General features: G+C 54.6%; 9 protein-coding genes. 2 read left to right on the forward strand and 7 right to left on the reverse strand.

Annotated features, from left to right (window positions below):
• Window positions 1-5: 5 nt before the first annotated feature.
• Window positions 6-986 (reverse strand): nickel/cobalt transporter, encoded by a 981-nt coding sequence (locus tag CWM52_RS06345; RefSeq protein WP_100683326.1) that lies wholly within the window; start codon window positions 984-986, stop codon window positions 6-8.
• Complete coding sequence (locus tag CWM52_RS06350) at window positions 977-1,615, reverse strand: DUF1007 family protein (protein ID WP_100683327.1); 639 nt, start codon at window positions 1,613-1,615, stop codon at window positions 977-979. The genes CWM52_RS06345 and CWM52_RS06350 overlap by 10 nt, the downstream gene beginning before the upstream one ends.
• A gap of 124 nt (window positions 1,616-1,739) precedes the next feature.
• On the opposite strand from CWM52_RS06350, the gene csiE reads away from it, so the two are divergent.
• Window positions 1,740-3,017 (forward strand): stationary phase inducible protein CsiE, encoded by a 1,278-nt coding sequence (csiE, locus tag CWM52_RS06355; RefSeq protein WP_100683328.1) that lies wholly within the window; start codon window positions 1,740-1,742, stop codon window positions 3,015-3,017.
• Here the strand turns inward: csiE and CWM52_RS06360 are convergent.
• The 4 genes from CWM52_RS06360 to CWM52_RS06375 form a co-directional block, all read right to left on the reverse strand.
• The gene (locus CWM52_RS06360; RefSeq protein ID WP_100683329.1) at window positions 3,014-4,147 is read right to left on the reverse strand and encodes a 3-phenylpropionate MFS transporter; all 1,134 of its coding nucleotides are present in this window, start codon (window positions 4,145-4,147) and stop codon (window positions 3,014-3,016) included. The genes csiE and CWM52_RS06360 overlap by 4 nt on opposite strands.
• Window positions 4,148-4,213: 66 nt before the next feature.
• Window positions 4,214-5,062, reverse strand: a complete 849-nt coding sequence (locus tag CWM52_RS06365) for an aldose 1-epimerase (protein ID WP_100683330.1) — start codon at window positions 5,060-5,062, stop codon at window positions 4,214-4,216.
• Window positions 5,062-6,498: a sugar porter family MFS transporter gene (locus CWM52_RS06370; RefSeq protein WP_100683331.1), complete on the reverse strand. Its 1,437-nt coding sequence runs from the start codon at window positions 6,496-6,498 to the stop codon at window positions 5,062-5,064. The genes CWM52_RS06365 and CWM52_RS06370 overlap by 1 nt, the downstream gene beginning before the upstream one ends.
• A gap of 68 nt (window positions 6,499-6,566) precedes the next feature.
• On the reverse strand, window positions 6,567-9,842 hold the full coding sequence (locus CWM52_RS06375; protein WP_100683332.1) for a DUF5107 domain-containing protein: 3,276 nt from the start codon (window positions 9,840-9,842) through the stop codon (window positions 6,567-6,569).
• A 113-nt stretch (window positions 9,843-9,955) separates the two neighbouring features.
• Between CWM52_RS06375 and CWM52_RS06380 the strand changes: the two genes are divergently transcribed.
• On the forward strand, window positions 9,956-11,152 hold the full coding sequence (locus CWM52_RS06380; protein ID WP_100683333.1) for an ROK family transcriptional regulator: 1,197 nt from the start codon (window positions 9,956-9,958) through the stop codon (window positions 11,150-11,152).
• Window positions 11,153-11,305: 153 nt separating this feature from the next.
• Here CWM52_RS06380 and hcaR read toward each other — a convergent pair whose 3' ends face one another.
• On the reverse strand, window positions 11,306-12,190 hold the full coding sequence (gene hcaR, locus CWM52_RS06385; protein WP_100683334.1) for a DNA-binding transcriptional regulator HcaR: 885 nt from the start codon (window positions 12,188-12,190) through the stop codon (window positions 11,306-11,308).
• Between the last annotated feature and the right edge of the window lie 105 nt (window positions 12,191-12,295).

Genomic DNA, 12,295 nt, shown 5'->3' on the forward strand with positions numbered 1-12,295 from the left:
GCTCCTTAAAAGGGTCGTAAGCCCCCGCCGACAGGCGCCGCACTGCTCCACATCACCAGCGCCGCAACCAGTAAAATCACACCGCCGGCCAATGCCAGCGTCGCCCAGGCAACGTGTTGCCACATCGGTGGCGTCTTATTGCCGCTGAGCTTAACGGCCAGTTGCCGGAAACCATGAACCAGCAGCGCCAGCCCGCTAATGGTCAACGACGTGCCTGCCGCCATCGCCAGCGCCGCCGCCATTCCCCAGTTAAACACGCCAATCACTTTACTAAACAGCAGGACCATAATCGCCCCGGAACAGGGCCGCATCCCCATCGAGAGGATAATGACCAGCCGCGCGCGCCAGTCATCGCCGCTTTGGAGTTGTTCCGGTGCCGGCATATGCTGATGCCCGCATCCGCACTGGGCATGATGAACGTGGTGCGGCGTAAAGGCGGTAAATGTCGGTCGCCGCAGCGCGGCCCGCAGCTTTTTCAGCGCCCGCCAGCACAACAGCAGACCCAGCGCCCCTACCAGCAAATAGCTGCCTTTCTCCAGCCAGAAGCTACTGAGATGCAGCTGCCTGGCCGGCAGTTGCAGGAGGGTTAACACCACCACCACCAGCGCAATCGCCACAACGCCCTGCAGGAGCGAAGCCGCCAGGGTCAGCATGATACTGGATTTAAGTTTTGCCGGATGAGTTGCCAGCCAGGTGGTAATCACTATCTTGCCATGCCCTGGCCCCAGGGCGTGCAGCACGCCGTAGATAAAACTGAATGCCAGCAGCGAGAACCCCGCCGCAGAGGGGTTTTCCGCAACGGCTTTCAGCAGACGGCTCAGCTCAAGATTCAACGTCCGCTGCCAGATGGCGCTTTGCAGTAAGACCTGTGGCCAGGCCTGCCACAGCCAGATCCCCGCGGCTGTCGCCAGCAGCAAAAACAGCGCCAGCGGCCACATCTGGCGCAGACGCGAAGTGCGTGCGGCGTGAGAGAAAATTACGGACATGTCAGCGTCACCTTCTGCGCAAAGTAGGTTCCCAGCTCCATATCTTCCGGCGGCGCGTCGGCCTTATCGAGAGACTGGGCAAAGGCCGCCATTTTTTCATTCGGTTCCGGCGTGACCACCTTGACCTTGCATGTCGTGCGCAACGCGGCGGGCAGCGTGACATCGCTCGCTTTGTCATAGTGCATATCGACATAATAGGTCGGATCAAATGTCGACAACGTTAACGTCTGTCCGGCCAGCGGCTGAGGTTTTGCCAGCGGCAGCGTAAACGTCAGCACCGCCTGATGCCCATCGCGTTCAAGACCATAGCCATCAGGCCGATTATCAAACTTCACCCGCTGACCGTTATGCCAGAGCTCGCTGAAGTAATGCTGGCCGAGTACGTTGGCCATCACTTCCGCCGCCAGTTTTTTCCACACTTCATCCCCAGGCTTTGCCTGCCCCGCATCGTAGAGCAGATCTGCCGAAGTGATTTCATCCATCGTCCAGCGCATTTTAAAACCGGTGAGCAGCCCGTTGTCCGCCACGACTTCCGTTTTCAGGCTAATGAAGCTATGCGGGTGCGCCAGCACACTAAATGATAAAACCATGAAAAATGCCGCACTGGTGCATTGTTTCACTCTCTTCATCCGTTCCTCACGCGAAAAATTCTGTGAACTTAGCCAGCAATCCTGACGTAAAGGCGCCGGACTGCCCTGATCTCCATTTATCCATTAGCTATTCTTAGCAAAAACCCTAACTGGAACCCACCAGATGATGACCGTCATTGAACCACCATCTGCGCTTTCCAGTCCACAGCGCCGTAGTCAGGTACTGCTGATGTTTTATCTGCCCGGGCAGCCGGTGACGCCAGAACGGCTTAGCCACATCAACCAGGTTGATGAGTCAACGGCCCGGCAGGATATCGCAGAGACCGCACGCGAAATTCAGCGTTACCACCGGCTGACGCTTTCGTCGCAGGTGGACGGCAGCTACCGGATTGAAGGTGCCGTCATCGATCAACGTCTGTGCCTGCTGCACGGCCTGCGGCGAGCGCTGCGTTTATGTCCGCATTTTATTGCCCACCATTTTACACCGGCATTAAAAACGCAGCTTAAACTACAGGGCATCGCGCGAACGCTGTATGACGACACCAACCTGCGGGCGCTGGTTAACCGCTGCTCGCGGATGCTCAACCGGCAGTTTGACTGTCGGGATATTCATTTCCTGCGCCTGTATCTGCAATATTGCCTGCTGCAACACCATCTTGGGCTCACGCCGGATTTTACCCAGGAGCAGCAGCGCTGGACGCAGCAAGCGGCAGAGTTCGCGCTCGCCCAGGAGATCGTTCGCCACTGGCAACGCCGGGTCGCCAGCACGCCGCACGCCGGCGAACAGCTGTTCCTGACGCTGCTCTTTATGTTGTTGAAAACGCCCGATCCCATCCGCGACGGCCATCGCCAGGACCGGCGGCTGCACCTGGCCATCGACCGCTTAATTCATCGCTTCCAGGATCTGGCAGGACGGCCGTTCAGCGATGACCAGGGACTGAGTGATCAGCTTTATATTCATCTGTCGCAGGCGCTCAACCGCAGCGTTTTCGCTATCGGTATTGATAACGCGCTGCCGGAAGAGATTAGCCGCCTCTACCCGCGTCTGATGCGTACCACCCAGGCCGCGTTGAGCGAGTTTGAAGCGACGTATGAGATAGCCTTTAATCAGGACGAGGTGGGACTGATTGCGGTGATTTTCGGCGCATGGCTGATGCAGAAAAGCGATCTTCATGAGAAACAGGTCGTGCTGCTCACTCACGACAATCCTGTTCTGGAACAGGCGCTGGAACTTCAGCTGCGTGAACTGACGCTGCTGCCGCTCAATATCAAATACCAGAGCGTGCGGGATTTTGAGAAAGAAGGGGCGCCGAAAGGTGTGGCGCTGGTCGTCACGCCGTATGCCACCGCGCTACCGCTGTTTTCGCCGCCGCTGTTTCACGCTGAAGAGATGTTCAGCGTGAAACAGCGGCAGCATATTTGTAAAATGCTGGAGGATTAGGCAACCGCTTTTGGCCGCAGCACCAGTGCCGGGAGGGCCACCAGCGCCATCACCCAGAATACGCCCTGGTGCAGGTGCTGATAGAGGAAGCCAGCGAAAACCGTCATCACCGCGATACTGCCGCCCATCGCCACGGCGGAGTAGACCGCCTGCAGGCGTATCACTTCGCTGCCCTGGCGCGCGGAGATATAGCGCATCGCCGCCAGGTGGCAGACCGTGAAGGTGCCGCAGTGCAAAATCTGGGTGACGATAAGCCACGGTAATGCCGTGGTCGCGCCCATCAGCGTCCAGCGCAGCAGACCGCACACGGCCGAAAGCAGCAGCAGTTCCCGGGCGCTGAAGCGACTGAAGACTTTTTTGCTCAGCGCAAAGATAACCACTTCCGCCACCACGCCCAGTGACCATAAATAGCCCACGGCAGAGGCCGAGTAACCGGCTTCCTGCCAGTAAATCGCGCTGAAGCCGTAGTAGGCGGCGTGCGCCCCCTGGAGCAGACAGACGCAGGCGAGAAAGCGCCAGCTTTGCCGTATCAGCGACAGCCAGGCCGCAACCCCTGCCCCTTCCTGATGGCGAGACGCCCCTTGCGGCATCACCGAGGGTTTCAGCAACATCCCCAGCAGCATAGAAGCGACGCCGAGGCTGAGCAGCAGCAGAATAGCCCGATAGTCAAACAGGCTGACCAGCTTACCGGTGAGCGCCGAACCGATAACAAACGCCACCGAGCCCCACAGGCGCACCCGCCCGTAGTCCATAGTTATCTGTTTTTGCCAGGTGTTGGCCAGCGCATCGGTCAGCGGCACCAGCGGAGAGAAAAAGAGGTTGAACCCCACGATCACCACCGTCAGCCAGGCAACGTGGTTCCCGGCCCAAAAGGCCAGGGCAAACAACAGCACCAGTAGCGCGAGGAGACGCAGAGCGGAAATCAGCCGCGAGGGATCGCTGACCCGCGGCGCGATCAGCAGACTCCCCAGGAAACGGGCCACCAGCCCGGCACCCAATAACATACCGATGGTTTCCGGCGTTAAGCCTGTCCCTGCCAGCCAGACGCTCCAGAAAGGCAGGAAAATGCCGTAGCTGAAAAAATAGGTGAAGTAACTAAGCGCCAACCAGCGCGTGGAGTGCAAGACCATGATTCCCTCCCGAATGGAGGCGATAGTCTGGCGATAAAGCGCCACGGGCGCAAGGCGAGGATTTATCTATGCCCCACCAAAGAGTACCTGATTTACCGCTATTTTCAGCGACCATGAAACGGTATCGCCCGCCCCTAAGACCACCAGACCGGGCTGCCCTTCCATATTATGCGCGTCAACCGGATGGCTCTGCGGCTCAAGGCAGATAAACGGTTCACCCGGCATCCGGAAAAGCATCAACCAGGGAGTTTGCGACAAAATCGTGACAGACATCACATCTCGTTGAATGCTTGCGACGCCGCCCCAGCCGGAGTAACAAACGTTTAACCAACTATCATCACCGTAATTCGCCTGCGAGAAATCGCCTCCTGCTGGCAGCTCTCCGCGCCAGCTTAGCGGTAAATGCAAGTCGCCTTCCGGCCAGTGTCCGCTCGCCTGAAACTGTACCCGGCTGTGCCTGTCGAAGGCGAAGAATGGGTGAAAACCGCCACCGTACAGCATTGGCTCATCCCCACAGTGAACGAGGGTCATAGTGGCGATAAGAGTCTCTTGCTGCAGTTCATAATGTATGAGCGCCAGATAATCGAATCCGCAGGAATGTTTCTGACGCAATTGCAGTACACAATGACAGGAAGATTGCTCTTTGACTTCCCACGGTTGTAACCAGCCATCGCCATGCAAGAAGAAACGTGCATCCGCATGATGACTGGGCAACCTGACTTCACGTCCACGAAACAGAAAACGATTATCTGATACGCGGTTCGCCATAGGTATCATCGGGAACATGCCGCCGGCAGGATTATCATATAAAACTGCAATCTGGCATTGACGGGCAAACAGGCTTTGTACCTTGCCGCCCAGTGGGTTGACGCGCATCCGAAGATGCGCGTTTTCCAGAAGAAAGCTATCCGCCATTAGCGTATCTGCTCCTGTTTCATCGCCTGCCTACCGGCATGACGCTGCGCCAGTTGCTCTTCCAGCGCTTCCAGAGTTACACCTTTGGTTTCCGGAACATTGCGCAAAATGTAGAGATAGCCTGCTGCGCAAATCACGCCATACAGAATGAAGCTACCTGCGGCTCCCAACCCGGCATTGAGCAACGGGAAGGTATAGGTTAACAAGAAACAAGCAATCCATAATGCCAACGTCCCGAGCGACATAGCAAGGCCACGTACGCGATTGGGGAAAATTTCCGATAGCAGCACCCAGGTGACCGGGGCGAGCGTTAATGCATATATAGCAATCGCCGCCAGCACCAGAATAAGTACAGGTAAGCCCAAAATTCCCAGACCATAGGCTGCACCGATTAACGCGTAAATAATAGTCAGACCAGCCGCCCCCAGCAGCATCAGTTTGCGGCGGCCGATTTTATCGACCAGCGGTAACGCCGCGATGGTAAAGACCAGGTTGATAAGTCCGGTAGCAACGATTGATTTCAACGTACTGTTAATATCAAACCCGGCAGAGGCAAAAATCTCCTGCGCGTAGTTGAAAATGACGTTAATCCCACACCACTGCTGGAACATAGCCAGGACGATGCCAATCACGATGATCGGACGTACCTTAGGCTCCAGCAGAGCTGACCAGGAGACTTTTTGCGTATCTTTACTGAGGGTGTGCTCAATATCACGGATAGTTTCATCGGCGTAGCGCTGATTACCGATACGCATCAGCATTTGGTGAGCACGCTGGCTTTTGCCTGCACGTACCAGCCAGCGCGGAGATTCAGGAACAAAAAACATCAGTACCAGAAAGACAACTGCAGGAACGATGCCAGATCCAAACATCCATCGCCAGCCCACCTGCCCGTTCCAGCTGGCACTAATTTCTGCAAGCGTGGCACCGCTCGCTACCGGCTTAGCAATCATCAGATTAACCAACTGAGCCGCCAGCACGCCAATAACAATCGTCAATTGGTTGACCGCCACAAAACGTCCACGCTGTGCTGCGGGGCTTATCTCAGCGATATACATAGGGCTTAGCGCGGATGCCAGACCTATGCCAAGACCGCCGACAATACGCCAGACGACAAACATATCAAAGCTGTGGGCAAGCGCGGTTCCCCAGGCAGACAGCGTAAACAATGTTGCGGCCATAATCAGAGGCAGTTTGCGGCCAAATTTATCGGCGCACCATCCGGAGGCCAGCGCGCCAAACACACAACCCACTAGCGCTGAACTCATTGCCCAGCCGGACTGTGCCGGGTCGGTAATAGAGAAATAAGCTTCGTAAAACGGTTTTGCTCCGCCGATGACCACCCAGTCATAGCCAAACAGTAAACCACCGCAGGCGGCAACCAGACAGATAGTCCAGACGTAGCCCATTTTAAGATGTGTCTGCGCGTTATTCATATCGATTCCTCTTTAAGGGAAACGCAGGGAACAGTAGGGTTGGCGGGACGTACCCGCCAGTTTGAGGTTCAGGAAAAGATGCCGCTTTGCAAGGCATGGTTAATCAGATGCGCCTTATCATGAGCAGGATTGATCGCCAACAGTTGCTGTATTGCATGCTGGTAGTGGGCTATATTCCCCAATCCCAGATGCCCCAACGCTTCAATGAAAAGACAATGCTGTTGATGTTGCTGCTGCGCCGGCATATCCAGGACCACCAGATCAGGTAGCGAAACGGCGAAGAAGTCGGCTTGTGGGACGTCGTTCTGGTGACATTGAGCCCAGGTGATAAAGTTCCGGAAATGCTGCACGGCCTGCGCTTCATTGCCACACTGGCGCATTGCCATTCCCTGCCAGAAGAGATAATCAGCGGGTTGATCGTTATAGTAACGTCCGGCATCCAGCGTAGTACCGCCCTGGAGCGCGCGGTGGTAGTACGCCGTCGCTTGCTGAGTTTCCCCGTTTTGCGTCGCGCAATAACCGAGCAGATACCAGATGTCGTTATCTGTCTGCCCCGGTAGTCTCCCCTCCCCAAGGTTATAGGGGTAGCACAACGCCTCCTCCAGGTGTTGAATAGCCTGCGGCAACATCCGGCTCTCAATTGCCTGTAAGGCACTGTGCAACTGATTAAGTAGATACTGGCCGGTCACTTTGCCCTCCCCACCTTCCCAGGGATGAAACATTCGTGTGCGCAAAATATGTGCGGCATCGGCATAACGCCCGCAACTGTTCCACAAACTAAGTAACTCAGCAGTAAGATCGTCACGCTTCAGGGCGACAGAACGGTTCTCCTCCAGATGACGTAATCGCTCGCGAACGGAGGCGCCGGTCAGCTTACTGAGATAATCGAGTTCGAACCGAAAACGAGCATTTTCAGGTTCGAGAACGACCGCCTGGCGGAGTCGGGCCATTGCCTGCACCGAATCATGTTGTTTGTTCCAGGCATACACACCAAGCAAACGATGCGCTGGCGCATAATTCGGGGCTTGCTCCAGGGTCTCATGCCAGCAAGCAACCGCCTCGTCGTAGCGTCTTTTGCTATACCAGAAGCACCCCAACAGATAACGGGCAAAAGCACTGGCATCCAGTTTCTGCAGCATCTGGACTTCATCGAGCGTATTAGGGAAGCGTACCCGTAACGTGTGGCAGTGCTGGGCCAATGAGATAAAGCGCTGGCGCTCGCTGGCTACCTCGCTTAATGCCGCTCGCCACAACATTGGAATGGCCTCCTGACAATCGAGGATCGCTAACACCGTTTTTGCGATCTGTTTCTGCCCGATAGAAAGCAACCATCCAGCAAGCAGACTGGCATTAATACCTCTACGACCAGTCACCTGCAGCAGGCTATCGCGCGCCTCATCGTCCTGATTGATCATCCAGCGAACACAATGCAACGGGTAGCTTAGTGGATATTGCTCAAGACATACCGATATGTAATTCAGGGCCTCACTGCCGCGTTGTAACTCCGCCAACGCCAGTGCTTTAAGCGCCATTGCCATATGATTACTGCCATTAAACCGGAGGCTAATGTCCACTTTATCTAACGCCTCTGCGATATCACCGCGCTTCATTGCCAGTCGCGCAAGCGACCAGTAGGCCGCATCACGACAATTTCCACTCCACGAAGCCTTGTAATAGTGATCCCATGCATTGGTTTCATCGCCCTGTCTTTCCAGAGCGCTAGCGAGCAACATGCTGGCTTCACCATCCCGAGGGTTTTTATTCAGACGATGGGCGCGCAGCAGCGCAGCCCGGGCACATTGCTCCGCCAACGACCAGTCAGCAGCGTTAAACGCCAACGTGCCGAGGGCAACATTATTGCGATAATCCTGTGGATCAAGCGCTAGCGCCCGGCGATAGTAATCGGCAGCATAGCGGCTGGCATGGTTGTACTGCTCCAGGTGCTGGCCTATGAAATAAAGCTCATCCCCGTTATCGATCGCTTCCGGCATAGCTGGTGCTATTGCAGGATCGGGTAATGGCGTTTGCTGCGCCTGATGCTCCTGATACTTCAGTAATAGTTCGCCTTCCCTGTTTTTTACCTGCAGAGTTAAGCGCGCGGCGTCCTTCTCCTGCAGAGTTTGCAACCAGCTTTCACCGGGTTTTAACGTTAGCTGAGTTTCATAAAGAGGCTGCTCATCCGCACTCAGCTCCACAACAATATTTTCCAGTGGAGCAATCGCATAAATCCCTAATTGCAGCTGTTGAGCTTCACGAACAAGTTTGAGAGCAAGTCGCGTATTCGCATTTTGCACATTTCCCAGCTCACTGTAAGGAAGGAAATTTTGCACAAAAATTTTCTCTTCATACGGGTCAAGCCAGGTGAAATCCGGTTGGTTATCGGTAAATACACCGGTCATCAGTTCAATATAGGGGCCATTATTGTCGGTCAGATTCCGATCCCACGCCTGACCGAAATCACCATGGCCCCAGCTCCACTGTTTTTTGCCTGGCGAGACATGGTGGTCGGCGACATGCAAGAGCCCGCCGCGTTCATCATGATGAAAAGCACCGACAAAGTCGTAATCCGATTTTTCCGCCATATAGGAAGTCGGTACGGGGACATTCTTATAGCGGGAAATATCCACCCCAGCCGAGTAATCAACCTTATAATAAGTGCCCGTGGCAACAGGGAATGCAGAGACATCGCGCTTGCCATGGTCGAAGACGGCGGTCACATCGGGAGGGAACACGCTCTGATGTGCATCGCCGCCTTTGACTGCCGGATTGGCCCACCACAAGAAATGCCGCGGCGTGGCATTACCGTTAAAAACCTTACCTGTAATTTCGATTAGTGCGCGGTCAGGATAAAGGGTAAATCCAGTCATAACCTGCAAACCACGCATAGGTTCCGCCTCCCCCATCCATACGGTTTGCGTACCGTCTTGCCCCTGCTGGATCGTAAAATCAACGGGCATAAACGTTGTCGGCCGATGGTGTTGGGGCCAGTTAAACTCAATACCGCCGGAAATCCATGGCCCAAGTAACCCCACCAGTGCAGGCTTCACAACCTCGTTGTAGTAGACAAAATCACGTTGCTTAACCTTATCGTAGGCACGATGGATACGTCCGCCGAGCTCCGGAAGGAGCATGATGCGAATAAAATCATTCTCCATCCATACCGCATGATAATCACGCAACTCACGCTCACCGGTTAACGTATCAATCACGCCATAGGGGTACACACTACCCGAAGAACCTTGATAGACCCGTTTCTCAAGGAACATCGGGTTAGGATCTTCCGCCCCCGTTGTCCACGTCGGTAATGTAATCGTTTCCTGCCAGACCTTAACCGCGCCGTACATATCGATCTCCACTAAATGAAATGAAGTAAAATATTCAATACGTCGAGTTTATATTCCTGTTTAGCTGTTAAAATGCACAATGCTCACGCAATATAGTTAAGAGAGTTAAGTGTATGCAGCGAACCGGTTTCAATAATGTTCAGGTCAGGCAAGTCAATAAATCTATCTTTCTTGCCCATCTGTGGCGGGAAAAACAGCTTAGCAAATCGCAACTCTCGCAGCTCAGCGGGTTATCCATTCCGGCCGTGAGTAATATTCTCGAAGAACTCCTCGGTGAAGGCTTGATCAGCCACTCCAGCGAAAAAATGAGTCGCAGAGGCGTAAATAGCGGAAGTTTTCAGATTCCATTGCAACGGGCGTGGACGCTTTGCATGAACATCACGCCAACCAGCATTGAGTACCAGCTTGCTGATGCGCGCTTGCTGGCCGTAGACGGCCACCAGCATATACGGATTGATGCCCCCACCCCGCAGGCTCTGCTCATCGCAATTATCGAATGCTGGCGACACATTCATCGTCAATATCCGGAACGCACAATCAATCTCGCGCTGGGTGTTCATGGTCAGGTGGATCCCGTGACCGGCGTCTCTCAAACCATGCCGCAGGCGCGCTGGAAGAGTCCAGTTGAACTAAAATACTTGCTTGAAGAAGAGCTCGGCGTTCAGGTAAGAGTCGATAACGACTGCGTCATGCTGGCGCTGGCGGAAAAATGGCAAAATGAAGGACAGTATCGCGACTTCTGCGTGATCAACGTCGATTACGGTATTGGCTCGTCATTTGTCATCAACGACCAGGTCTGGCGCGGTAGCCTTTATGGCAGCGGCCAGATTGGACACACCATTATCAATCCTGATGGCGTTGCCTGTGACTGCGGGCGCTATGGCTGCCTGGAAACGGTGGCCTCGCTCAGCGCATTGAAAAAACAGGCGCGGATATGGCTTAAAACGCAGCCCGATCTCGCGGATAATCCCGATGCGCTGACCATCGATGCCCTGATCGAAAAATGGCAGCAGGGTGATTCTCGCCTTCATACCTGGGTGGAAGACTCCGCAAACGCCATCGGGCTCAGCCTCTACAACTTCCTGAATATCTTAAATATAAACAATATTTTATTGTACGGCCGCAGCTGCGGATTTGGTGACGCGTGGTTGAATACCATCATCAGGCAGACAGGCTTTAACCCTTTCGATCATCGCGACACGCCGCGCACCAGAGCAACGCAAATTGGCTTCGGACAGCTGAGTCGTCAACAACAGCTGCTTGGCATTGGCTATCTGTATGTGGAAGAGCAACTGCAGACATTACGTTGATAGCGATGGTCAAAGAATCAGCGGCAATTTATAACCATGGCGGCCACATCTGGTCCTGAAAGACAAAACGCCCGATGACGTGCATCGGGCGTTACAACGCTGAAAAGTGCCAACCGGTGACAAACCAGTCAGGATGCCATCAAACAATGGGAGCTATAACCGCTCACAGCGCGTTTTCACAATATCAATAAAATCACGCAGCGCAGGCTTCAGCTCACCTTTTTTCCATACCATCAGCAGAGCAATGGTCGGCACCTCGCCGGCCAGCGGCCGGAAAACGACCTGCCCGGTGTTAAAACTCTGCATATAACCGGGGATCAGGGACACGCCGAGCCCCATGCCAACCATGTTCATGGTGACCAGAATATTGGTCGCCATCTGCACCACGTTGAGCTGGCAGCGCTGCTCTGTAACCCATTTATCTACAATAGCGGCCAGCTCGCCGGAATAAGCGGGGTCGGTGCTGACAAAATTAACCCCGTTTAACTGCTCTGCGGTGATTTCACGTTCCCGCGCCAGCGGGTGTGTGGCAGGCATCACCACGACCAGCGGTTCGTGGAAAAGCGCGAGAGACTCAATTTTCGGGCTATAGACAGGATGACGCATCAACCCCACATCCAGCTCGCCGCTGAGTAGCTTCTCTTCCTGCTGAGTGGTGATCAAACTGACCAGCTCGATGTGGGTTTCCGGCTGGCGCAGACGGAGTAGCGGCATCACCATCGGCAACAGATTGACCTCTGCCGAAGGTACAAAGCCAATGACCAGATGATTGTTCTGTATAGCGGCGCTACGCGCGCGGATTTTCGCCTGTTCGGCCTGATCGAGAATGGCCCGCGCGTCAGCAAGAAAACTCTCGCCTGCGGCGGTCAGGGTCACTGTACGCTTATCTCTTTCCAGCAACGAGACACCCACGCACTGTTCCAGGTCGCGGATCTGGCTGCTGAGGGACGGCTGCGATGTGTGCAGTTTTTCCGCTGCGCGGGTGAAATTCAGTTCCTGAGCAACCGCGACAAAGTAGCGAAGGTGTCTCAGTTCCATCCCCCCTCCTTGTCATAGATAAAACGTCTCAGCTGGTAGAAATTAAGTATTTTACATAACAACAACCAATTAGCAACATAACAAAGACACAAGAACCAGAAGGTC

It is taken from the genome of Raoultella sp. T31 (assembly GCF_002806725.1).
In the GTDB taxonomy this organism is placed as follows: Bacteria; Pseudomonadota; Gammaproteobacteria; order Enterobacterales; family Enterobacteriaceae; genus Klebsiella; species Klebsiella electrica.